Source organism: Vibrio sp., assembly GCF_047973365.1.
In the GTDB taxonomy this organism is placed as follows: domain Bacteria; phylum Pseudomonadota; class Gammaproteobacteria; order Enterobacterales; family Vibrionaceae; genus Vibrio.
In genome coordinates this window covers 1-24633 of record NZ_JBKEBW010000094.1, presented here as the reverse complement: position 1 = coordinate 24633, position 24633 = coordinate 1, and the positions used below count along the sequence as shown (strand labels likewise).

The window sequence follows — 24633 nt, the reverse complement described above, 5'->3', positions numbered from 1 at the left end:
TGTGAAGTGCCTGTAAGCTTTGCTATGGCAGCCCTTGGCGGTGAAGTTGAAGTCCCAACCCTTGATGGTCGTGTCAACCTTAAAGTGCCAGAAGAGACGCAAACAGGCCGTATGTTCCGTATGCGTGGTAAAGGCGTGAAGAGTGTACGTGGTGGCGCAATGGGTGACTTACTCGTGAAGCTGGTGGTAGAAACACCGGTAAAACTCAGCTCTCGTCAAAAAGAACTGTTACGTGAACTGGAAGACTCTTTCGGTGGCGAAGCGGGTCAAAAGCACAAACCAAAATCAGAAGGTTTCTTCAACGGTGTTAAGAAGTTCTTCGATGATCTAACCAGCTAATCTTAGTGACTCGATATAAAGATAAGGCCAGCATTGCTGGCCTTATTTGTATGTAAAATCTGGGGTTATTGAGTGTGTTTTTGCGGATAGACGGAATTACGTTCAATTAACTCCACCGCCATGTAAGAACGGATTCCACTAATGGTGCTGTGTGCTTGCTTACTGATAAGCATAGCTAAACCTTGTTTGGCTAAATCATAGTAGTTAGAGCGGATTGTCGTAAGTTGTGGCGTAACCAGAGAAGATATTGGTAAATCGTCAAAGCCGATGATCGATATATCCGCCATTTTCTTACTCTTTAATGTCTGCATGAGAGATATTGCCATCAAATCACAGATGCAGAAAACCCCATCAATATTATTAAGCAGACCATCATCAATGATTTTCGGTAGCAGATATTTTGCGCCAAAATCTCCGCCTGCAGTGCCATGAATGATTTTGTCATGCAGCTCTGGGTCATGCTTTTTCGCATATTCGACCAGATCGATCACTTTACAACTTCGCTCTGGGTGAATGTCTATTTGTCGGTGTGCTCGCTGAAAGCCTAATTGTCGGTCGGTTAACGACTGGCGAAAGTTAACTGTGATGATGCAGTTATTCCTGTTGCCAGCTTCTAACAGGTATTGACCGGCTAAGTAGCCACCGTATTCATAGTCAGGTGAAATACTTGAGAACTGCATTGAAGGGTCACTGCCATTGATAATCTGTACAGGTTTGCCGATAGATTTCAGTACATCTAGCAAGTTAGGATTTTCCATCCCGACCATAATCACCGCGTCAGCGCCTTCAAATTGCTCTTCAAGTGCTTCTTTGTTTTCTCCAAGACTGTCGATTAGTACTACTTCAATTTCTATTTCCAGTCGCTCAGCTTCGAATTTCAATCCGGACAAAACCGCATAATAAAAACTATTTGGATTAGAAAAATCATCATTAGTAATAACAACAATTTTGCTCAATGTTGAAAGCGGAAGGGATTTATAGACCTTTCTTTTATAGCCCAATTGCTTGACGGCTTGTTCCACCTTTAATTTCAGATCGTCACTCACGTATCCACTGTCATTTAACGCTCGTGATACGGTCGCAATAGAGGTGTTCGCTAATTTGGCAACGTTTTCTAGGGTAGGCTTCATGGCAAAATTTATTCGATCTGTAATTTCTTTTTATCTGAACACAGTTATTTTGGAGTGAGAAGTAATTTTTACATCGATAGTGGTAATTCGCATATTCGATCACAATCTAATTTAATTTTAGCCTTAAAAATAAAATGTGAATATTTTTACATGTAATGATCTTTTTGATTTTTTCATTAAAAACAATGGTTTAAATTGATTTTACGGTTTTCATTATTTACGTATAAAGATTAGTTTATGTGTAAATTTTACATTTACCTGTTTTTCCATGTGTAAGTTGATCGTACTCTCATTTTTATCGTTACTGATACCGAATAATAGATTTGATTATGGAGATAATCGTAATTAGCCGTTTATTTATTAGATTGAATAAACATAAATTCATTTCAGTAGATTGAGTTTATCTATGTCTGATCAAGCACTGGCCGTGAAAATAAATCCTGAAAAAGCAAAAGCTAGAAAGAATCGCAAAGTGAGAGATATGCTTACCGCATATTCTTTTATTGCTCCAAACTTTTTAGGCTTTGCAATATTTACGCTCGGACCTATTGGATTCGCCTTCTTATTAGCTTTCATGAACTGGGATGGTTCTAATCCTATGGAGTTCGTTGGGCTTGATAATTTCTTTGCGTTATTAGAAGACCGTATTTTTAAAATTTCACTCTGGAATACGATTGTTTATACGCTGTTTTCTGTTCCTCTTACTTTAGTTTCGGCGCTCGCTATCGCAGTACTGCTCAATCAAAAAATCAAAGGACGAGGTTTGTTCAGAACCGCAATGTTCTTCCCATATGTGGCATCGCTGGTGGCAGTAGCAGTGGTATGGAACATGGTCTTCAACCCTGATATGGGGCCGGTCAATATGCTGCTTTACAACTCAGGTGTTGATCCGCAAAACCTGCCTGGCTGGTCAGCAGATAAAGACTGGGCTATGCCAACCATCATCCTATTCGGTGTTTGGAAAAATATGGGTTACTACATGGTGATCTATTTGGCAGGTTTACAGGGTATCAACTCTGAATTGTATGAAGCGGCCGATATCGATGGTGCTAATAGCTGGCAGAAGTTCATCAGAATCACAGTACCTCAACTTACCCCCACCACATTTTTCGTTTCAGTAATGCTGATGATTCAATCCTTTAAAGTGTTTGATCATGTATTACTTCTTACTCAGGGCGGTCCGGGCAGCTCAACCATGGTATTGGGCTACCACCTGTACAACGAAGCATTTGTAAGCTGGCGTTTAGGTTACTCATCAGCGATTGCAATTGTTCTGTTCTTACTAGTGCTTATCGTGACCATTATTCAATTCAAATACGCCAAGAAGTACGAAGAGTAATAAGATGAAAATGCAATCTAAAACTAAGCAGGAAACAATTAAGAAGTTTGTTCTCTATGCAGTCATCATTGCTATTACGCTTGTAATGATCATTCCATTTATCTGGATGTTGTCTGCTTCTCTGAAACTCAGTAGGGATGTGTTCGTATTCCCGATTGAGTGGATTCCATCAGTACCACGATGGCAAAACTTTGTTGATATTTGGGATCAAATCCCACTGGCTTTGTTTATCTACAACACTGCTAAATTAACCGTAATCGTAACGATTCTTCAGTTGCTGACATCAAGTTTCGCAGCCTATGCCTTTGCCAAATTGCGTTTTCCGTATCGCGATGCATTGTTCCTTGGCTATGTCGCGACCATCAGTGTCCCTTGGATCTCTTACATGGTTCCTCAGTTCATCATGATGAGGGAGATTGGGCTGAACAATACCCACGCAGCGATCATCTGTTTACAAGCATTTACCGCTTTCGGTGTGTTTCTGATGCGTCAGTTCTACATGAGCATTCCGGACGAGTTGTGTGAAGCGGCGAGAATTGACGGCATGAACGAGTACCAGATTTGGTACAAAATCATGCTGCCACTTTCTAAACCTGCATTGTCGACCCTGACTATCTTTACATTCGTCTCAACGTGGAACGACTTCTTAGGACCAATGATTTATCTGACGGAAACCAAGCTTAAAACCATTCAGATAGGTCTACGTATGTTTATCTCTCAATACTCAGCAGAGTACGGCCTGATCATGGCAGCATCAGTTGTGAGCTTAATTCCCGTACTGATTGTTTTCTTAACTCTACAGCGTTTCTTCGTAGAGGGTATCGCTTCATCAGGCTTAAAAGGTTAACTAAATGAATATCAAAACACTTTCAGAGCAGAGTCTGAATAACGCGATCACGCAGGCTGTTTCTATCGTCAAAGGAAATCTCAAGCAGTTCACCTATGACAGCCAGTTCCACTCGAGTGAAAACAACTTTTATAAAGCATGTGATAACAACCTTTGGACAACTGGCTTTTGGCCGGGAGCTATCTGGTTAAGCTATGAGTTGACGCACGATCCAATTTTCAAATATGCAGCGCAGATTCAGGTTCAGAGCTTCAAGCACCGTATCGAAAACCTAATCGAAGTTGAACACCATGATATGGGCTTCTTGTATACCCCATCGTGTGTTGCAGCGTGGATGCTCACCAAAGATGAAGATGCGAAAAAAGCTGCTCTGTTGGCTGCTGATCAACTGTGCTCCCGATACCAGCCTGTGGGTGAATTCATTCAGGCTTGGGGTGAGAAAAATGCGCCGGACAACTATCGCTATATTATTGACTGTTTGATGAATGTGCCTTTGCTGTACTGGGCTTACGACCAAACGGGTGACAAAAACTACCTTGATATTGCACTGAAGCACACGGAAACCACCTACCAAAACTCAGTGCGTGAAGACGGCTCTACCTACCATACCTTCTTTATGGATATGGAAACAGGCGCTCCATCTTATGGCTCTGCATGCCAAGGTTATAAAGACGATTCAACCTGGGCTCGTGGGCAAGCGTGGGGTATTTACGGTTTCGCTCTGGCGTACCGTTACACCAAAGATGAAAAGTATCTCGATGTGTTTGAGCGAGTGCTGAAGGTGTATTTGGAGTTTTTGCCAGAAGATCAAATTCCGTATTGGGATCTGACTTTTACTGACGGAAGCAGCGAACCAAGAGATTCTTCTTCTGCCGCTATTACTGCTTGTGGTCTGTTGGAAATGGCGGATCTGGTTGAAGAGGGTAAAGCGAAAGAATACCGAGCGATTGCTTGCTCTATGATTCAAAGCTTAATCGACAATTACGCAGTAACAGACGCGACACAGTCGAACGGTTTGTTGCTACACGGAACCTATTCGAAGAAAAGTCCTTATAACACCTGTACTGAAGAGGGGGTTGATGAGTGTGTCTCTTGGGGAGATTACTTCTACCTTGAAGCATTGACACGTTTGACCACCAACTGGAACCCGTATTGGTAAAAGGAACAGAGACATGGCTGCTATATCACTACATAAAATTAATAAGACTTATGACGACAAACATGTTGTTGTTCCAAGCATCGACTTAGAAATTAAAGATAAAGAGTTCATCATCCTAGTTGGTCCTTCCGGCTGCGGTAAATCAACGACATTACGTATGATTGCGGGCTTAGAAGACATTTCCAGCGGTGAGCTGATGATTGGCGGGAAGCTCGTCAACGATGTGCCGTCAAAAGATCGCGACATCGCGATGGTCTTCCAGAACTACGCGCTTTATCCGCACATGACGGTATACCAAAACATGGCGTTTGGTTTAGAGCTGCGTAAAGTCGATAGAGATATCATCGAAGAGAAAGTTCAAGAAGCGGCTGACATACTCGATATCACCCACCTGCTTAACCGTAAACCGAAAGCTTTGTCTGGCGGTCAACGTCAGCGTGTGGCTTTAGGTCGAGCAATGGTTCGTGATCCAGAAGTATTTTTGCTGGATGAGCCTTTATCGAACCTTGACGCCAAACTGCGTGGCACTATGCGTGCTGAAATCAGTAAGCTACATAAACGCCTTAATTCAACCTTTATCTATGTGACTCATGATCAGGTTGAAGCGATGACCATGGCTGACCGAATTGTGGTCATGAAAGATGGCATTATCCAGCAGGTTGACACGCCACAAGTGCTTTACGATAACCCTGCCAATATCTTTGTTGCGGGCTTTATCGGCGCACCACAAATGAACTTCATCTCTGCAAAACTGCTACTGGATGGCAGCGATTTTAAAGCCTCGGCTCTTGGAACAACACTGGCGTTGCCAAAACGCTTCTCTGAGCAAACCTTGGATGCTCAATTGAATGAAGAGTTAGTACTAGGGATTCGCCCTGAGGATATCTACGTCAAAGCGCCAAAAGATATCGACGAGAGTTTTATTACGCCTATGGAGTTTGAAGTGGATCTGGCTGAACCTATGGGCTCAGAAGTGCATCTTAGCCTGACCTGTAAAGGGCACAAGATGGTGGCAAAAATCACTTCACGTTTGCATGCCAAAGTGGGCGACAAGTTAACCTTATATGTCGATATGACACACGCTCATTTGTTTAACGAAAAAACGACTCAGTCGTTAATGCATTTATAAGCTAAGGAATACCATGCTTCGTATATTTAAAGACAACAATTCTATACTTGCCGTTATTTTTCGCGAGCTGTGGAATTTATTTGTTCTGAATATACTGATGCTTATTTCAATGATGCTGGTTGTGACTATTCCTGCCAGTTTGATTGCTGTATACAAAATATGCGAAAGGATGGTTCAGGATAAAAGCGTGTCTGTGTACGCTGACTTTAAGTGGCATTTCAAAAAGGTCAGCATCAGAGATTGCGCTTTCCTATGGGCGATGATGATTACTAGCGGCATCCCTGCCTACAGCAGCTACATCTACTTTCAACTTACACAACATGCCACGATTTACAGCCTGCCTTTGACTGTCTCTGTACTCGTGTTTGCTATGTGGGTTGCAACAATCTTTATATACCTGAATAAGAAGCCGGAGGAGGGTAACTTACAGACACTAAAACAATCCTTGCTGAAACAAATGGGTAAACCGTCGCTAATTATAAAAATAAACATAATCGTTGGCTTATTTGTATTAATTGCCGTTGCGATGTTTCCCTTATCTATCTTATTTATTACTTCAATCATGCCTCCTCTGTGTTTGCTGTTTATAGCTAACACGATAAATAAATCCAAAAAGCGAGAAATAGAAGGAACTTGTCATGTTAAATAAAAAACTTACAACACTCTGCCTGACATCTCTGTTATCCGTAGGCGGTGTAGTTCAAGCTGCTGATGACCCGATTACCCTGAACTGGGCTCGTTGGGATGTATCAAGCGGCGTAGAACTCAACGCTATTGCAGATGCTTACATGAAAGCGCACCCAAATGTGAAAGTTAACTCCGTTGATTTAGGTAGTGCGGATTACAACTCTATGCTGATGACTCAGCTCTCTGGTGGCGCGAAGAACATAGATATCGTGACCGTTAAAGATGTTCCGGGGTACACAGACCTAATTCGTTCAAACAACGTGGTAGACATGACAAGTGCACCAACAGACGAATTAAAAAATAACGCTACTTATCAAGGCTTGATTGACGAATTCACTGTTGACGGCAAACTTTATGCACTGCCAATCCGCCTAGATTTTTGGGTGCTTTATTACAACAAAGCATTGTTTGATAAGACGAATACACCTTATCCAAGCAATGATATGACTCTAGAAGAATTTGATGCGTTAGCGGAGAAAGTCACTAGCGGTTTTGGTGCGAACAAAAACTACGGCGCTTACTACCACACTTGGCGCTCAACTGTTCAACTTCCTTCTTTGTTTGATGGCAAACAGACGTTGATCAGCAAAGACTACTCGTTCCTGAAACCTTACTACGAGCGTGTTCTGAAATTGCAACAAGAGGGCACTGTTCCTCGTTACGCTTCTTTAAAAGCAACCAGTACTCACTACTCAGGCCCTTGGTTTAACGCTACGGTTGCAATGCTTCCAATGGGATCTTGGTTTATTTCCAACCAAATTTCGAAAGTTAAAAGCGGTGAGAGTAAAGCAAGTGAATGGGGCATTGTGAAAATGCCACACCCTAAAGGTGTTGAAGCAGGTACAACAGCGGCGACGGTAACCAGTCTTGCAGTTAACGTAAACTCAGATAAGCAAGAGGCAGCATTAGATTTCATCAAGTTCGCAGCAAGCCACAACGGTGCGCTCGCTGTAGCCAAAGCGGGTGGTTTTCCTGCAAACCAAGATGCTGAGATCTTGAAAATTTCGGCTAGCCGTGACGGTTTTCCTAAAGATGCGAAGAGTCTAGCAGCACTTGAAATTGGCAAAACTTACCTAGAAATGCCTGTTGACTCTTTAACACCACGTATTGAAGTAATTTTAAACCGTACACACGATGCAATCATGACAGAAAGTGAAAGCATTGATGATGCGTTGAAGATGCTTAACAAAGACGTCGCACAAGTACTTAATTAATCTGAAATGAGCCACGTTCTGCGTGGCTCTGCTTTTAGGAATGACAATGGAACTGGTACAAGCGTTTACTAACGCTCGAACTCTTTCATCACTGACTCCTTTTCCAGCTTGCGACGACAGAAATGCGTGGCAAGCTTTACCGTCTTGGGTTCAGTCAGTGATTGAAACGAATTTGGCTAAAGCTCACGAATCGGCGTGGACACAGTTATTTGCATCGGATTATCTGGCTTTTTCACAGTCGGGAAATCGAGTGAATTTTGAAACCAAATATTTTCAGCGTCGAGAAAAGCTTATTGATTTAACGCTCGGCTATTGTCTCTCTCCCGACGAGAGATTATTGGCTCAGATTGTTGATGGCATTATCTTGATATGCGAAGAGTCGGGCTGGCAGTTACCTGCTCATAACGGATATGTTCGTGACTCAACTTTGTACCCATTCCCAGATACTACCCGCTCTGTTATTGATCTATTTGCCGCAGAAACTGGCGCATTGCTGTCACTGGTGCACTATTTACTTCAAGCCGATCTACAACATCAATATCCCTTTGTGTTAGAGAGACTCAATCTTGAAGTGACTAAACGGATTGTTGAGCCTTTCCTTGATTCTCATTTTTGGTGGATGGGAAATGGCGATGAATCTATGTGTAACTGGACGCCGTGGTGCACGCAGAATGTCTTGCTGGCTTTCTTTGTTCTTCCTCATTCACAAGAGGTGAAACAAAAAGCGATTGAGAAAGCAGTATACGCTCTGAACTGTTTTTTGAAGGATTATGGTGATGACGGTGCATGCAACGAAGGTGTGGTCTATTACCGACATGCAGGATTGTGCTTTTTCAACTGCATCGATATTTTGAATCAGGTGAGTGATGGTTTTTATCTCAATGTTTTTCAAGAAACGAAAGTTAAAAACATGGCGAATTTCATCACCAATAACCATATTAGCGAGCAGTTGTATTTTAACTTTGCAGACAGTGCTCCGCGGATAGACTCCTGTGATGTCAGAGAGTATTTATTTGGTATTGCAACAGACTCTCCTGTATTGATTCAGCACGCATTGGATGACTGGCAAAGAAGTGTGAATAACAGCGGAAAGAGCCGTTTGGCAAACGAATACAGCCTCTATTATCAGCTACAAGGTGCATTCTTTGCGCAGGCGATGAATGCCCGAATCCAACAGTCACTATCTGAACAAGAGCGTGTTAATCCGGACGTATATTATCCAAGCATTGGTCAGTTTATCTCGCGGGATAAGAGCTTTGCTTTGAGTGTCAAAGCTGGGCATAACGCAGATAGCCACAATCACAACGATGTCGGCAACATCATTGTTTATAAAGCGGGCAAACCAATTTTGATTGATATTGGTGTGGGCTCTTATACCAAAAAGACTTTTTCTGAGCGACGTTACGAGATATGGACCATGCAAAGTGCTTGGCACAACTTACCAACGTTTTCAGCCGTGATGCAAAACAACGGTAAAAATTTCGCTGCAACGGATGTCAATGTCGAGTTTTCACCTCAGGTGAGCTCTATTGCTATGGAACTGTCCAATGCTTATCCACCAGAGGCAAATCTCAAATCTTATCGACGCAAAGTCACTCATGTTAAAGGGCAGTACATTCAGGTTGAAGAGCAGGTTGAAGGTGGTAGTGAAATGGTGCTTTCACTGATTTTTTCTTCCTTCCCTCAAGTCTTTGACAAGCACATTTTAGTTGGAAGCTCTCAAATTCAGTTTGATCAATCTATCCGTGTCGACATTGATACCGTGGATATTGATGACGCCCGATTGAGGCAGTGTTGGCCTGAGAATTTATATCGAGCAAGAGTAAAAACAGAAAATCCTAAGTTCAGTTGGCGTATTTTTTAAGAGAAAAATTATGAGCAAAACTCAACAATTTCTGAGCAATAATCCATTAGCAACTCGCAACGATTTAGCCGCTTGCTGCCAAGAACTTCTTAAAGCTGTGGATCCTTTTTTTACTGCCGGATGCAGTGGATTATCTTTAGGTGAAACCACCACACATTACGGAAAGAAAATCGCTGAGATGGAAGCCTTTTCGCGCCTATTATGGGGGGGGGTTCCTCTGCTTTCTGGTGACTTTAATAGCTCTAACGTTGACCATTACTTTGATGCAGTACGAGTCGGTACAGATCCAAATCACCCTCAATATTGGGGAGAGATAAACGATTTTGATCAACGAGCCGTTGAGATGGCGGTTTATGGTTACGGAATGGCTCTGTTGGGGGAAGGTTTTTGGAAGCACTTTAGCGAATCAGAAGCAAACAATGTCCAGACTTGGTTAGAGCAATCGGCTTGGGCGGCTATTCCTGATAATAACTGGCATTTCTTTCCAATTATGGTGCAGATAGGTTTTCAGCTATCGGGTAAGCCTTACGATCAGAAGAGCCTAGATTTTCACTTTGCCAAAATTGAAGAGTATTACCTAGCAGACGGTTGGTATTGTGATGGTATTGGTCGACCAAGAGATTATTACATCTCTATGGGATTCCATTTCTATAGTCTGTTTTACGCCAAACTGATGAAATCTCATGACCCAGCACGTTCTGCTCTGTTTGTTGAGCGAGCAAAACTGTTTGCTAACGATTTTATATGGATGTTTGCAAAAGATGGGGACGCTATCGCATTCGGACGCAGCTTAACCTATCGATTTGCTGAAGCTGCATTTTGGAGCGCGGTTGCTTTTATTGATGAAGATATCTACGATCTTGGAGTGGTGAAAGGGTTACTACTGCGTCATCTGCGATTTTGGTTTAAACAGCCTATTTTTGATCATCAAGGTTTACTGACAATTGGCTACCACTATTCCAATTTAATCATGGCTGAAGATTATAATGCGCCCGGCTCAACCTATTGGGCGGCGAAAGTATTTTTGGTGGTCGCTCTTGGGGAAGAACATCCTTTCTGGCAAGCCGAAGAGAAGGCTTTGCCTGCAATGAGCGGAATACATATTCTTCCTCATGCAAATCAGATCATTACCCACAGTGATGAGTCAAAGCATGTGTGGATGCTGACGTCTGGTCAGCTAGAACTCAACAATTATGTGAATACTGAGTCGAAATACACAAAGTTTGCCTATTCCAATCAATTTGGATTTACGCTTGAGCGTGGTCGCTATCAGCTTAAACACAACGCCTGTGATTCTATGTTGCTGCTCAGTGAAGGTGACGGTTATTACCGCGGTCGCCGAGAGTGTGAGTCTGTTGACGTAATGGATCAATATATAGTCTCAACGTGGCGACCATGGAAAAACGTTGCAATAAAGACATGGTTAATTCCTTGTTCTGACTGGCACATCCGTCTGCATTGTATTGATAGTGAGCGAGAATTGGAGGCTGTAGAAGGAGGCTTTTCTATCAAAAAGCTGCCTCAATCAGTGATTGAATCGTCGCAGACTCAATGCCGTGTAGTAACGGAAGAGTTAGAGTCACAAGTGGTTGATTTACTAAATGGCGCTAAGGATATCCAGTGCGTTACCACTCCACCCAATTCCAATATCCTTTATCCTGAACAGACATATATTCCAGTCTCAACGCACGATATTCATGTTGGTCGTCAGTGGATAGCTTCTGCGATATTTGCTGGAAAAAGTAGTGCGCATATCGAAGTTCCGACACTGAGTTTTAATGGGCAAGAAATTGAGATTGTTCATTTGAACGAAACGAAAACTATCAAAATTTAGTTCAAGCTATGCCAAGAAGGTTTGGCCTTCTTGGCTCTTTGAGATTATAACCAACAAACAGCCGGTAAATTTTCACCTGTATGGGAAAGAGTTAACTTGTCATAAGTTTTATCTAAGCAAGTGTCTTTATTTTGCCCTTCTGTTGCCTTTGGTGTGGCAGTAATCAAATAGCCCGTTTGGCTGACGGTTGCTGATATCTCATATCTATCGCTATCCACTTCACAAAAATTGCCACATATTCCGTTTATCAGTACAACTCCGTAAGAGTAGCCATTGTTGTAGTTCTCTTCTAAATAAAGTTGCAATTTAGCCATATCTGACATTGCCTGCTTTCGATGACCTTTTCTGATGTAATCACTGTAATTGGGGTAGGCGATAGCGCCTAAAATCCCAATGATGGCGACAACGAAAATTAATTCGATGAATGTCAAACCTTGGTGCTTATTCGCGACGATCTTGCAGTCATTTGTACGAATCATGTCTATTACTTCTCCATATCAACCCATGCCATTTTTGGTAGCTGTTACTATCATTGCAAGTTGATTCAGACTATTTACAAGACTTACAGAGGAATTTGGGAAATGCTTCGCGGGTTCACTTTATTAGAGATGATTATCACCATTTCTATAATGACGGTACTGCTAGCTTTTGTGGCACCGAATTTATATCGCTATCAACAAAAACAAAAAATCATAAATTTAGCTTCTGAGTTGCAGGGATTTCTTATTCAAGCCAAATCAGAAGCCGTATTTCGTAACCAAGATCTTTGGGCTCATATTGGTTTATCGAGTGATCCCGCTAGGCCTGAACTATGGGAAATACGCTTAACGGACTCTGAGCAAAATAATCAAGGGCAGACGATTCAGTTGATGAGTGGCGAAAAATATCGCGATGTTGTTATTTCGTCGGGGTATAGCTCCAATCAAATCAAATTTGATGGTGTCCGAGGGAAAATCACCAACGGTCATTTGGGGTTGTCTTTCGTATTTTCAACCGGAAATGAACTACTACTAAAAAGCTCTTTCGGTGCTAGTCGAATCATTGTTTGTAGCGAAGCTGAGGCGTTATATGGTTATCCGAAGTGCGAGTAAATATGTATTAGGTAGTTCGCTAGTCGAGTTATTGGTCGCCGCTTTAATGGCAAGTATCTCATTAGTTATTGTCGGTGGTGTTTTTATTGCTACTCAGCGTTCTTCTGCTGAAAAGAGTAAACAGATCATGTTGTTGCAGAATATGACTAGCGCAATTCAGCAAATGAAAGAAGATGTTCAACGAGCCGGTTTTGAAGGCGATATTGCTAAATCAGCGATGTTTTCAGATTCAAGCGAGGTGATACATATTGGCAGTAGTAATCAGATGTTGGGCTACGTTTACAAAATTACTTCTAGCTTAGCTCCTGAGTATCTTCACGTGATTTATAAATACGATTCTTATGCATCCCGCTTACTACTGTGTGAAAAAAGCAACCTAACACCACTAAGCATAGCAGTAGTCGCTACTTCGGGTGTGATGGGTAACTGTTACTCATTGTTCGACCCGCATCAGATTCAGGTAACCGATTTCTCTATTCACCGCCAGGTACTTGAAAATCAAGCAAAGAGTGCGCTGTTAACGGTACGTTTATCAGCGGAGTTAACGAAAGATGCTAACACTAGCCAAAGCCTGGAAATTAAGGTTAAGCAGAGGAATTGGCAATGAAACAAATTTACCAGCAAGGTATTGCAACGTTAATGATTACCTCGATGTTATTAATGCTGGCACTGGTAGTCACATTGGGGTCGTACAAGAGTCTTTTCTATCAGATTAAACGTTCACAAAATGAGGTGAAGACAAGACAAAATCATTGGTTAGCCGAAGGGGCGATCGAGTGTGCTTATTCTCAGTTTCGGTCAGATAATAAAGTACCTTCGGTGGTGACTGATTGTGATTCAGGGCAGGGTGTCATGGCTCAGTTTATTCCTCGCTCCTACGGTCAACGAATTATTGCAGTAGCTAATCATAGCACTGTTCAGAAAGATATTTTGCTGAGTAGTGAAACAAAATCAGGGGCAATGCAGTCAAGTGCTGACTTGTTTTTTTATTCAAGTGCCTCTTTTTCAACGCCGGATCCCGGAAAGCTTTCACGCCATGGCTGGGAGTGTGTCGCATTGCGTTATCGAAATCGGCTTTATGCGTCAGTGGTTGATAACAAAGGGGTAATTCACGGTAAGAAACCTTATGAAAGTTTTAACTCCCAAGGTAAAGAGTGCTCTCCTGCTCATAAGTCTTTGGGGGCATCATGGGGACATCTTGGGAGAGATTTCGTTCGTGATGAAAACTTATCCTTGTTTGAACAGTTTTTTGGTATTCCTGCGGCAGAACATAATAAAGTGAAGAATAAACAGCAGATTACCGTTATCAATGGGCATGGTTTACCGAAGGTGGTACCTAACTGTGGCAAAGTAATTACTAATCATATTCGTTCTGGAAAACACTATTTGTGGATTGAAGGCGGCTGCGAAATTAAGCGCTCTGAATACAACGAGTTAGTTAATACCACAGCGATGACGGACGGTGTGTTATTACTGGTTCACGATGGACTATTGTCATTGATGGGAAAACCGAGTAGTGGAGCGACAACACAACCATTTAAAGGTGTGATGTTTCACTTCAACACTGAGTTTGTTGCCAACCCGAAACTCTGGCAAGGGTTTGAAGCCAATCGCTTCTTAAATCATGTACCAAGTGTTGTTGAAGAGTCGTATCGCATTAAGACATCTTACTATCAGCATGGGGCTTTTACGTTTGCTGGTGGGCAGTATTTTGACACTCCGGGACAAGCGGCAGTGTTTTATGACTCACTAGATTTTCAATTCAACAATGATGTCATTGATAGTATCCAAACCAATATCAATACTCCCAGATGGCGACAAGGATCTTGGTATGCGAACTAAAGAGCAAGGTTTCAGTTTAATTGAAGTGATGATCACTTTTCTATTAATCGGTGTAAGTGTTTTGGGGCTGATCAAACTGCAATCCTATATTGAGCAGAGGGCTGATTTCGCTTTACACAGTATTAAAGCTTTAAATCTAGCTGAGCAGAAATTGGAATGGTTTAGAACCCGAGGAGCGCTTTCTCCTGATGCATCGTTTGCGGTAGCTTCCTATGACAGTGATATTGTTTCTGGTACTGAACAAGCGGGGCGTTTTTATACATTAAGCTGGACGGTCACTACACCGAACAGTTTATCGGGAAGTCTTAAAACGGTAGATATAGAAGCTTCTTGGTTGGATAGGCATGGCAATAAACACGCCGTGAACTTACAAACGATGATTTCTAAGTTTAGTGAGTTTGGTTCGCAATAGTTGAGCTGGAGTGACTCTTAGTCGAAGCATGCAAATATTCGAAGCATGCAAAAAGCCCGCATTGCGAGCTTTATTTTTAGGTTGGCTGTTACTCTGCTTTGAGATATTTAGCGTGAAATTCTAGATGCTCATCGATAAACGTCTGGATGAAGTAGTAACTGTGGTCATACCCAGGTTGAATACGTAACGTCAAATCGGCTTTTGCTTCGGTGGCGGCAGATTGCAGCGTCTCAGGCTTTAGCTGTTCGCTTAAAAAGCTGTCTGCATTACCTTGATCAACCAACATTGGTGTGGTTACTAAGTGGCTTTTCATTAGTTCAACCGCATCGTATTGTTGCCACTGAGTTTTATCTTCACCTAAGTAGTTACGAAATGCCTTTTGTCCCCAAGGCACCGCCATTGGATGACAAATCGGACTAAACGCTGAAATAGACGAATAGGCTGTTGGGTTTTTAATACCGATCATTAGTGCACCATGCCCACCCATACTATGACCAGAAATCGACTTGCGCTTACTGACAGGGAAATGCGCTTCAATGAGCTGTGGTAGTTCATCAACAATGTAGCTGTACATCTGATAATGCTCTTGCCAAGGTTCTTGAGTAGCGTTGAGATAAAAACCTGCACCGAGGCCAAAATCGTAAGCTTCTTCCGGATCATCAGGAACACCTTCACCTCTAGGGCTGGTATCTGGAGCGACAATCGCAATCCCTAACTCTGCGGCTTTTTTGAAAGCGCCCGCTTTCTGCATAAAGTTTTCATCTGTACAGGTGAGACCTGATAACCAATACAGCACAGGTACAGGGTTATCTTCGGTCGCTTCTAACGGCAGATAAATAGCAAAGCGCATTTCACAATTAAGCGCGCGGGATTGATGAATGTATTGCTTGTGCCATCCATCGAAAACTTTTGCTTGGCTATGATTAATTAAACTCATTCTTCGTCCTATATGCTGATTCTATTCGCTGAAGTTCTTATTTATCAAAGTGAACAACAGAACGAATACTTTCACCGGCATGCATAAGTTCAAACGCTTCGTTGATCTCTTCTAATGGCATGGTGTGAGTGATGAACTCTTGCAGACCAAATTCGCCAGCAAGGTATTGCTCAACAATACCCGGAAGTTGTGAACGACCTTTAACGCCACCAAATGCACTACCGCGCCAAACACGGCCAGTGACCAATTGGAATGGACGCGTTGAGATCTCTTGACCTGCACCCGCGACACCAATGATAACGGATTCGCCCCAGCCTTTATGGCAACATTCAAGTGCTTGACGCATCACGTTGACGTTACCGATACACTCAAAGGAGAAATCCACGCCGCCGTCAGTCATCTCAACAATCACTTCCTGAATTGGCTTATCGAAATGTTGTGGATTGATACAGTCTGTCGCACCTAGCTGTTTCGCTAAATCGAATTTCTTCTCGTTGATATCGATACCTATAATGCGGCTTGCGCCAGCCATGCGAGCACCGATAATCGCTGAAAGACCGATACCGCCTAAACCAAAGATAGCGACAGTGTCGCCTTTCTTCACTTTAGCTGTGTTGATTACCGCGCCCATACCCGTTGTGACACCGCAACCTAACAAGCAGATTTCTTCAAGTGGTGCTTCTTTATTCACTTTCGCAAGAGAAATTTCAGGCAGTACTGTGTATTCAGAGAAGGTAGAGCACCCCATGTAGTGAAAAATAGGCTGACCATCTTTATAAAAGCGAGTCGTACCGTCAGGCATTAAACCTTTACCTTGTGTTGCACGAACCGCTTGGCATAGGTTGGTTTTTCCTGATTTACAGAATTTACACTCACCACACTCTGCGGTGTAAAGAGGAATCACGTGGTCGCCAACTTCGACAGAAGTGACACCTTCACCGACCATCTCAACAATACCACCACCTTCGTGACCAAGAATAGAAGGGAATACGCCTTCTGGATCTTCACCAGAGAGAGTAAACGCATCTGTATGACAAACACCGGTTGCCACAATACGTACTAAAACTTCACCTTTACGAGGAAGCATCACATCCACTTCTTCAATTTTAAGTGGCTGGTTTGGTCCCCACGCAACGGCTGCGCGTGATTTTATGAATTTGTCTTGTGACATGAGCGAATCCTTTTTTAGGCTTGAGTAATGAGAGATCTTTTTGCCCCTCTGAACAAGCCTTATAGTATAGAAGGTTCTCAACGATTGGAAATGAAAGGGAGGTTGCTTGACAGGATATAGTATTAACTTGCGGTATAATGCTGGGGTTAAAAAAGCAAAGAGCAGAACATAATGACTGAGCCACAAACGGAATTTACTCAACAAGACGAATACTTTATGCGCCAAGCCATAGCTTTAGCGGCTAAAGCTGAAGAGCAAGGCGAAGTTCCTGTAGGTGCAGTATTGGTTAAAGATGGAGAAATCATTGCCCAAGGTTGGAATCGGTCAATTGCCAGCCATGATGCGACAGCTCATGCTGAAATTCAGGTGTTACGTGAAGCGGGAAAGCACTTACAGAACTATCGATTACTCGATACCACTTTGTATGTCACTCTCGAACCTTGCCCTATGTGCGCAGGGGCTTTGCTACACAGTCGCGTAAAGCGCATTGTCTATGGTGCACCTGATCTTAAAGCAGGGGCGGCGGGTACAGTCATGAACATCTTTGATAGTCCCGCGGCTTACCATTACGCAACCATTGAGAAGGGATTGCTGGAAGACGAATGTCGCGAACAGCTGCAAGCGTTCTTTAAACGTCGCCGTAAAGAAATCAAAGCAATGAAAGATCGACAAAAGCAAGATCAACAAATCGAATAAGAATAGATATCAATTGTGGTGGGTATTTTGTGTGGTGGGTATTTTGGCAAACATCTACGGGCGTAGATGTTTGCTCCCTAAAATATCAGCTTGTAACGAGTACTAATCTTCCAAATGTACATACGCTCGGTGACGTGCTAGCACTTTCTTTTTAGTATTGGCTAGCATACGGCGACGGCGGTTAGCTGATACTGCTTTGCTAAGGAGTTTAGGCCTACGTTTAAGCATAAAACATCCCCCTTTCAGTACTAACTATCACAACAAACCCCAATTATTCATCCAATTAGGGCGCCAAACTGTCAAATTTACACATTAGCAAACTTATTTGACGTTTTTATGTATCCGACTCCTACTTGTTTTTATTTGTAGAGTAAGTGCGGATGCACATATCTATTTATGGGTTCCGAAGAAAAAAATCAAGTGTTTATTGTTGAATTGATGCAGGGTTATCGCTTGCCGATTCTATTTGCTCAGAATCTAAGCTCCCTTCATCATTTTGTGAATCATTAATAGACTCATCAAGCGTACTTTCGTCACTGTTATCCTCTTCTGGTAAATGAATCACCGTGATGTCATCGGTGCCTGATTCGACGCTAACCACTTTCTGTTGCTCTAAATGGCCGATGATACTTTGATAATAGCGGCGAATGTTCTCAACATAGTTTCTCGCCTCATCACCACGGGCATAACCATAAATGGTCTTCGAGAAATATTTCTTCTGCCGTAACAAAGGCAGCCTGTCTTTTACTTCTGCCCAAGTATCCGGATCACTGCCCTGTAATTTGGTGAGTCGACGCGCATCCATCATATGGCCATAACCCACGTTGTAAGAGGCGAGGGCAAACCAGATCTTTTCGTGATCAGAAATGGAATCGGGCACTTGAGCCACCATTCTGCGCAAGTACTCTACACCGCCTCGCACCGACTGTTCAGGGTCAAGACGGTTCGACACTTCAACACTTTTGGCTGTTGGTAAAGTCAGCATCATCATGCCACGAACACCTGTTGGTGATTTGGCTCTTGGGTTCCAGTGAGACTCTTGATACGCCAGTGCCGCAATCAAGCGCCAGTCAAATTCATCTGAATATTTTTGAAATAGTGGAGCCCATTTCGGTAAGCGATTATCAAGCGCACGGATAAAGGCGCGGGTATCTACGTAGTCAAAAGTGCCAATATGACCAATGTACTTTTCTTCGAGTGATGCCAACGATCCAGATTGTTTTAGTTCACCAAAGAATTCGATCATCATTGCGTACAGACTTTCATCTTGTGAACGACGCATAAACCATGAAATAGGTTGGTCTTCGGTCACTTCGAATGCAGAAGCGAGATCCGGATAAATACGCTGAGAAAGTGATACTTCTACTGAATCAGCCATAGTAAACAGCAATGAACCTTCGGAAACGCTTTTGAGCAGATCGTTTACGTCTGAATTGGTATCAATATGAAAATCAAAATCAGGGTAATCTTTCTTTAGTCCGTTGAGCGTTGTTTCAAAATGAGAATCATCAACCACACTAAAAATAGGCTGTCCTTCATTCTTGTTTTCCGGTATCTGCTGATTTTCCAGCTCTTGTTGCTTTTCCATTAACTGCTGGATATTGCGTGGACGCCATTGTCCCTTTTTATAAACTACCTGTTGAGACACGTAGTAGTAAGCGGGACCTGCGCGGTAATCTTTCAGTCGTTCTTCTGACTGACTTAGTCCTGCGGCAATGATATCGATCTCACCATTTTTTAGCGCAGGGAACAGACCTGAGAGGCGATACGCGGGCTTCATCTCAAGTTTTACGTTTAGTTGTGCCGCGAATTCTCTGGCTAACTCATAATCCAACCCAGAAGGGCCATCAGGACCTATGTAGTAAGACAGTTGGTTATTTAGCGTTCCCACGCGCAAGACTCCGCGTTCACGGATTTGGTCTAGTTCACTTTTGGGATCGGAATCAATTTGGCAGCCGCTAACTAATAAAGTCAGTAAAAATAGAGATAGGCCACGGCTGAGTGAATGATAAAAAAGCTTAGTCATTAATTCGAAATCTCTAACATCAATTAGTGCCTTTATATCAAAGGCTGCTCGGATGGCAAAGTGCTAGCGTGTTACTCCGCGTGTCGTGTTTGAAAATTGTTCAAACGAGGTGAAACTCAAAATTAATAAAAAAAATGACGCAAACGGTTGCTTTTGGTGTTACGTCACAAAAAAAAATCCTCTATAATGCGCTCGCATCAAAGAGATGAAATCGGCATAAGTTCAAAGTTGTTAGTTTAACGTACTGATAATTAGATGAATTTATGCCAATTACACCTCAATCAATGGATATAGAGACCTTTGCACATGAGAATTTTGCGTGGTTCCCCAGCTCTTTCTGAGTTTCGTGTTAATAAACTACTCGAGACGTGTCGTGAACAAAACTTACCGGTGACAGGTATCTACGCAGAGTTCATGCACTTTGCTGATCTCAAAGCGGATTTGGACGGCAGTGAAATCGAAAAGCTTGAAAAGTTACTGACTTACGGTCCAACCATTCAAGAGCACGAACCGCAAGGTTTGCTTCTTCTTGTTACTCCTCGCCCGGGTACTATTTCTCCTTGGTCTTCTAAAGCAACAGATATTGCGCACAACTGTGGCCTAGCAAATGTTAAGCGACTAGAGCGTGGTACGGCTTACTACATTGAGTCTGAAGGTGAACTTTCTGCTGACCAAATCTCAAGCATTAATGCATTGATTCACGATCGTATGATGGAAGTGGTGTTCACTGAGTTTGAACAAGCTGAAGCACTATTCAAATCAGCAGAGCCTGCACCAGTGGCATACGTCGATCTACTTTCAGGCGGTCGTAAAGCGCTTGAGCAAGCAAACGTTACCCTTGGTCTTGCACTAGCTGAAGACGAAATCGACTATCTGGTTGAAAGTTTCGTCACTAAACTTGGGCGTAATCCAACAGACATCGAACTCATGATGTTTGCACAAGCAAACTCGGAGCATTGTCGTCATAAGATCTTCAACGCAGATTGGACCATCGACGGTGTTAAGCAAGACAAATCTCTGTTCAAGATGATCAAGAACACCATGGAACTGACTCCAGATTACGTTCTGTCGGCATATAAAGATAACGCTGCGGTCATGGAAGGCTCTGAAGTCGGTCGTTTCTTCCCGAACCCAGAGACTCGTCAGTATGGCTACAATCACGAGAAAGCGCATATTCTGATGAAGGTGGAAACTCATAACCACCCAACCGCTATTTCTCCATGGCCGGGTGCTTCAACAGGCTCAGGCGGTGAAATCCGTGATGAAGGCGCAACGGGTATTGGTGGTAAACCGAAAGCTGGCTTAGTCGGTTTTACAACTTCTAACCTTCGTATTCCAAACTTTGTACAGCCTTGGGAAACGGACTTCGGTAAGCCGGGTCGTATCGTTAACGCACTGGATATTATGCTTGAAGGCCCATTAGGTGGCGCAGCATTTAACAACGAATTCGGTCGTCCGAACCTTCTTGGCTACTTCCGCACCTACGAAGAGAAAGTGACTTCTCACGCCGGTGAAGAGATCCGTGGTTACCACAAGCCAATCATGATCGCTGGTGGTTTAGGTAACATCCGTGATGAACACGTACAGAAGAAAGAAATTCCAGTCGGTGCAAGCCTGATCGTGCTTGGTGGCCCGGCAATGAACATCGGTCTTGGTGGCGGTGCAGCTTCTTCAATGGCTTCTGGTCAGTCTGCCGAAGATCTAGATTTTGCTTCGGTACAACGCGAAAACCCTGAGATGGAGCGTCGTTGTCAGGAAGTTATCGACCGTTGTTGGCAGCTCGGTGAAGCAAACCCAATTGCTTTCATCCACGATGTGGGCGCGGGCGGTATCTCTAACGCACTGCCAGAACTTGTGGATGACGGCGAGCGTGGCGGCATTTTCCAACTTCGTGATGTGCCAAATGATGAGCCGGGAATGAGCCCGCTGGAAATTTGGTGTAACGAATCTCAGGAACGTTATGTATTGGCTGTTGCGCCAGAAAATATGGCAGCGTTCGATGCTATCTGTAAGCGTGAGCGTGCTCCATACACCGTAGTAGGTATCGCGACTGAAGAGCGTGAACTGAAGCTGGAAGATACTCACTTCGACAACACGCCGATCGATATGCCAATGGATATCCTGTTAGGTAAAACACCTAAAATGCACCGTGATGCGAAAACAGCGAAGGTGAACAGCCCAGCGATTGATCGTTCAGGTATTGAACTGGGTGATGCCATTGAACGTGTTCTTCGTCTACCAGCCGTTGCCGAGAAAACATTCTTGATCACCATTGGTGACCGCAGCGTAACGGGTCTTGTGGCTCGCGACCAAATGGTTGGTCCTTGGCAGATCCCTGTGGCGAACTGTGCAGTAACAGCGGCAAGTTACGACACTTATCACGGAGAAGTGATGTCAATGGGTGAGCGTACACCTGTTGCACTACTCGATTTCGGTGCGTCTGCTCGTCTAGCGGTTGGTGAGGCAATCACTAACATCGCTGCAACGGAAATCGGTGATATCAAACGTATCAAACTATCTGCAAACTGGATGTCTCCAGCGGGTCACCCTGGTGAAGATGCGGGTCTTTACGAAGCTGTGAAAGCAGTTGGTGAAGAGTTATGTCCTGCACTTGGTCTGACTATTCCTGTGGGTAAAGACTCAATGTCGATGAAGACTAAGTGGAACGAAAATGGCGAAGACAAAGAAGTGACTTCTCCACTTTCATTGATCATCACGGCATTCTCACGTGTAGAAGACGTTCGTAAGACAGTAACACCTCAGCTACGTACAGATTTAGGCGAATCAAACCTAGTACTAATTGACCTAGGTAACGGTAAAAACCGTCTAGGTGCCACGGCACTGGCGCAGGTTTACAAGCAATTAGGTGATAAGCCTGCTGATGTAGATAACGCCGAGCAACTAAAAGGTTTCTTCAACGCTATTCAAAACCTAGTCAGCAACGATAAGTTGGTTGCCTACCACGATAAAGGCGACGGCGGTCTATTTGTGACTCTTGCTGAGATGGCATTCGCAGGTCACTGTGGTGTGCAAGTAAACATCGAAGCTCTAGGTGAAGATACTCTGGCAGCACTGTTCAACGAAGAATTGGGCGCTGTGGTTCAAGTTAAGAATGATGAACTTGAATCTGTACTGGCAACACTAGCAGATAACGGTTTAGCTGCATGTTCACATGTTATTGGCGCAGTAGAAGCTTCAGACAAGCTAGTGATCACTTTTGGTAACACAGTATTGGTCGACCGTTCAAGAACAGAACTTCGTACTATCTGGGCTGAAATGACGCACAAAATGCAAGCGCTACGTGACAACCCAACGTGTGCAAACCAAGAGTTTGCAGCGAAGAAAGACAACTCAGACCCGGGTCTGAATGTGAAACTCAGCTTCGATACTGACCAAGATGTAGCAGCGCCTTACATTGCCAAAGGTGCTAAGCCTAAGATGGCAATTCTGCGTGAGCAGGGTGTTAACTCACATGTTGAAATGGCGGCAGCGTTTGACCGTGCAGGCTTTGAAGCCACCGATATCCATATGAGCGATATCCTGACCGGTCAGGCTGTATTGGAAGAGTATCAAGGCCTTGTGGCTTGTGGTGGCTTCTCTTACGGTGACGTACTGGGTGCCGGTGAAGGTTGGGCGAAGTCAGTGCTATTTAATGCACAAGCCCGTGACCAGTTTGAAACCTTCTTCAACCGTGAAGATACCTTCTCTCTAGGTGTGTGTAATGGCTGTCAGATGCTTTCTAACCTGAAAGATCTGATCCCAGGTGCTGACTTATGGCCTCGTTTCGTTCGTAACGAATCTGAACGTTTTGAAGCTCGCTTTAGCTTGGTAGAGGTTCAGAAATCGGATTCTGTATTCTTCGACGGTATGGCTGGCTCTCGTATGCCTATCGCAGTGTCTCACGGTGAAGGTCGTGTAGAAGTTCGTGATGAAGCACACCTTGCTGCCATCGAGAACTCAGGTACAGTAGCGGTTCGTTTTGTTGATAACTTCGGTAACCCAACACAACAATACCCGAATAACCCGAATGGTTCGCCAAACGCAATCACTGGTTTAACAACTGCTGATGGCCGTGTAACCATTATGATGCCTCACCCTGAGCGTGTATTCCGCACAGTGGCGAACTCATGGCATCCAGATAGCTGGGGTGAAAACGGTGCTTGGATGCGTATGTTCCAAAACGCTCGCAAGAACTTAGGTTAATTGCAGAGCTGTGAATTAAAGCTACTAAATTTCAGATAATTAAAAACGCAAACCCTTGGGTTTGCGTTTTTTGTTTGTTGTTGTTGTTTATCGTTCCCACGGGGTGAAGTGACCCCCAATAGTTGGACAACCAATTATTGGGGGTCTTTTATTTATGTCCAAATACAGTCGCGAGTTAAAGTTCAAAGTAGCTAAAAAGTATCTTGATGGCTCCACTCCTCGAGAGCTCGCTGAAAAATATTCTGTCCCAACAAAACATGTTCGTTATTGGGCTCATGTTTTCACTATGCATGGTTCAAAGTCATTTTTAATTGATGGCCATTCTCTTAGTGCGGAAGCTAAGCTTGAAGCGTTGCAATTATTGTCGACAAAGGGCTGGTCTGTCAGACACACTAGCGCGGTGTAAAACCTCTCTTTCCCTACGACGTTAACGAGTTGGCTCCGAAAATATGAAAAGCAAGGCATTATTGGTTTGGAGAAACATAAAAGAGCGATTATTCCAATGAAGAACTCCCCGCAAACGCCACCCAAATCTGATGATGAGATGACCCTGGAAGAGTTAAAAGAAGAACTGGCGTATTTACGTGCGGAGAACGCTGTCTTAAAAAAGCTCGAGGAGTTGAAGCAGCAGCGATTTCGTCGAACAAAGAAAAAGCGTTAACCGTTTCAGCTCTTAGAAAAACATACTCTTTAAAACATCTGTTGAAAGTCAC

The 24633-nt window shown here is 43.4% G+C and carries 23 protein-coding genes; 16 read left to right on the top strand and 7 right to left on the bottom strand.

Annotation, left to right across the window (positions count from 1 at the left end; genetic code table 11):
- The coding region (locus tag ACK5MF_RS12780) for a DnaJ C-terminal domain-containing protein (protein WP_416922802.1) at positions 1–339 on the top strand (339 nt) is incomplete at its 5' end.
- 65 nt (positions 340–404) lie between these two features.
- Here ACK5MF_RS12780 and ACK5MF_RS12775 read toward each other — a convergent pair.
- Positions 405–1469, bottom strand: coding sequence for a LacI family DNA-binding transcriptional regulator (locus ACK5MF_RS12775; RefSeq protein ID WP_416922800.1), 1065 nt, complete (start codon positions 1467–1469; stop codon positions 405–407).
- A gap of 406 nt (positions 1470–1875) precedes the next feature.
- Between ACK5MF_RS12775 and ACK5MF_RS12770 the strand changes: the two genes are divergently transcribed.
- Genes ACK5MF_RS12770 through ACK5MF_RS12735 form a run of 8 tightly spaced genes read left to right on the top strand, consistent with a single transcriptional unit; the run spans position 1876 to position 11542 of the window.
- A complete protein-coding gene (locus tag ACK5MF_RS12770) occupies positions 1876–2808 on the top strand; it encodes a carbohydrate ABC transporter permease (RefSeq protein ID WP_416922798.1) in 933 nt (310 codons plus the stop codon).
- Positions 2809–2812: 4 nt separating this feature from the next.
- Entirely contained in the window at positions 2813–3655 is an 843-nt protein-coding gene (locus ACK5MF_RS12765) for a carbohydrate ABC transporter permease (protein WP_416922796.1), read from the top strand.
- A 4-nt stretch (positions 3656–3659) separates the two neighbouring features.
- Entirely contained in the window at positions 3660–4814 is a 1155-nt protein-coding gene (locus tag ACK5MF_RS12760; protein ID WP_416922794.1) for a glycoside hydrolase family 88 protein, read from the top strand.
- 13 nt (positions 4815–4827) lie between these two features.
- Complete coding sequence (locus ACK5MF_RS12755) at positions 4828–5943, top strand: ABC transporter ATP-binding protein (protein ID WP_416922792.1); 1116 nt, start codon at positions 4828–4830, stop codon at positions 5941–5943.
- A gap of 13 nt (positions 5944–5956) precedes the next feature.
- A complete protein-coding gene (locus ACK5MF_RS12750) occupies positions 5957–6592 on the top strand; it encodes a hypothetical protein (protein WP_416922790.1) in 636 nt (211 codons plus the stop codon).
- The gene (locus tag ACK5MF_RS12745; protein ID WP_416922788.1) at positions 6582–7844 is read left to right on the top strand and encodes an extracellular solute-binding protein; all 1263 of its coding nucleotides are present in this window, start codon (positions 6582–6584) and stop codon (positions 7842–7844) included. The genes ACK5MF_RS12750 and ACK5MF_RS12745 overlap by 11 nt, the downstream gene beginning before the upstream one ends.
- Positions 7845–7890: 46 nt before the next feature.
- Positions 7891–9708 carry a heparinase II/III domain-containing protein gene (locus tag ACK5MF_RS12740; protein ID WP_416922786.1) on the top strand — a complete coding sequence of 606 codons (1818 nt, stop codon included), beginning with the start codon at positions 7891–7893 and terminating at the stop codon, positions 9706–9708.
- A 10-nt stretch (positions 9709–9718) separates the two neighbouring features.
- Positions 9719–11542 (top strand): DUF2264 domain-containing protein, encoded by a 1824-nt coding sequence (locus ACK5MF_RS12735; protein WP_416922784.1) that lies wholly within the window; start codon positions 9719–9721, stop codon positions 11540–11542.
- A 44-nt stretch (positions 11543–11586) separates the two neighbouring features.
- Here ACK5MF_RS12735 and ACK5MF_RS12730 read toward each other — a convergent pair whose 3' ends face one another.
- Positions 11587–12027 carry a type IV pilin protein gene (locus ACK5MF_RS12730; RefSeq protein WP_416922804.1) on the bottom strand — a complete coding sequence of 147 codons (441 nt, stop codon included), beginning with the start codon at positions 12025–12027 and terminating at the stop codon, positions 11587–11589.
- A gap of 96 nt (positions 12028–12123) precedes the next feature.
- On the opposite strand from ACK5MF_RS12730, the gene ACK5MF_RS12725 reads away from it, so the two are divergent.
- Genes ACK5MF_RS12725 through ACK5MF_RS12710 form a run of 4 tightly spaced genes read left to right on the top strand, consistent with a single transcriptional unit; the run spans position 12124 to position 14887 of the window.
- Positions 12124–12633, top strand: coding sequence for a GspH/FimT family pseudopilin (locus tag ACK5MF_RS12725; protein ID WP_416922782.1), 510 nt, complete (start codon positions 12124–12126; stop codon positions 12631–12633).
- Complete coding sequence (locus tag ACK5MF_RS12720; protein WP_416922780.1) at positions 12611–13240, top strand: PilW family protein; 630 nt, start codon at positions 12611–12613, stop codon at positions 13238–13240. Before ACK5MF_RS12725 ends, ACK5MF_RS12720 begins: the two co-directional genes overlap by 23 nt.
- On the top strand, positions 13237–14475 hold the full coding sequence (locus ACK5MF_RS12715; RefSeq protein ID WP_416922778.1) for a hypothetical protein: 1239 nt from the start codon (positions 13237–13239) through the stop codon (positions 14473–14475). The genes ACK5MF_RS12720 and ACK5MF_RS12715 overlap by 4 nt, the downstream gene beginning before the upstream one ends.
- On the top strand, positions 14465–14887 hold the full coding sequence (locus tag ACK5MF_RS12710; protein ID WP_416922776.1) for a type IV pilus modification PilV family protein: 423 nt from the start codon (positions 14465–14467) through the stop codon (positions 14885–14887). Before ACK5MF_RS12715 ends, ACK5MF_RS12710 begins: the two co-directional genes overlap by 11 nt.
- An 88-nt stretch (positions 14888–14975) precedes the next feature.
- Here ACK5MF_RS12710 and fghA read toward each other — a convergent pair whose 3' ends face one another.
- Positions 14976–15824 carry an S-formylglutathione hydrolase gene (gene fghA, locus ACK5MF_RS12705; protein WP_416922774.1) on the bottom strand — a complete coding sequence of 283 codons (849 nt, stop codon included), beginning with the start codon at positions 15822–15824 and terminating at the stop codon, positions 14976–14978.
- A gap of 37 nt (positions 15825–15861) precedes the next feature.
- A complete protein-coding gene (locus ACK5MF_RS12700; RefSeq protein WP_416922772.1) occupies positions 15862–16995 on the bottom strand; it encodes an S-(hydroxymethyl)glutathione dehydrogenase/class III alcohol dehydrogenase in 1134 nt (377 codons plus the stop codon).
- Between the two features lie 171 nt (positions 16996–17166).
- On the opposite strand from ACK5MF_RS12700, the gene tadA reads away from it, so the two are divergent.
- Positions 17167–17691 carry a tRNA adenosine(34) deaminase TadA gene (gene tadA / locus ACK5MF_RS12695; protein ID WP_416922770.1) on the top strand — a complete coding sequence of 175 codons (525 nt, stop codon included), beginning with the start codon at positions 17167–17169 and terminating at the stop codon, positions 17689–17691.
- Positions 17692–17793: 102 nt separating this feature from the next.
- Here tadA and ACK5MF_RS12690 read toward each other — a convergent pair whose 3' ends face one another.
- Both ACK5MF_RS12690 and mltF read right to left on the bottom strand, forming a co-directional pair.
- Positions 17794–17919, bottom strand: a complete 126-nt coding sequence (locus tag ACK5MF_RS12690) for a hypothetical protein (protein WP_281347259.1) — start codon at positions 17917–17919, stop codon at positions 17794–17796.
- 196 nt (positions 17920–18115) lie between these two features.
- Positions 18116–19717: a membrane-bound lytic murein transglycosylase MltF gene (gene mltF, locus ACK5MF_RS12685; RefSeq protein ID WP_416922767.1), complete on the bottom strand. Its 1602-nt coding sequence runs from the start codon at positions 19715–19717 to the stop codon at positions 18116–18118.
- A 306-nt stretch (positions 19718–20023) separates the two neighbouring features.
- On the opposite strand from mltF, the gene purL reads away from it, so the two are divergent.
- Both purL and ACK5MF_RS12675 read left to right on the top strand, forming a co-directional pair.
- Entirely contained in the window at positions 20024–23920 is a 3897-nt protein-coding gene (purL, locus tag ACK5MF_RS12680; protein WP_416922765.1) for a phosphoribosylformylglycinamidine synthase, read from the top strand.
- A 154-nt stretch (positions 23921–24074) separates the two neighbouring features.
- Positions 24075–24326, top strand: coding sequence for a hypothetical protein (locus ACK5MF_RS12675; RefSeq protein ID WP_416922763.1), 252 nt, complete (start codon positions 24075–24077; stop codon positions 24324–24326).
- A gap of 88 nt (positions 24327–24414) precedes the next feature.
- Here ACK5MF_RS12675 and ACK5MF_RS12670 read toward each other — a convergent pair.
- Positions 24415–24633: hypothetical protein (locus tag ACK5MF_RS12670; RefSeq protein WP_416922761.1), on the bottom strand; the 219-nt coding region annotated here is incomplete at its 5' end.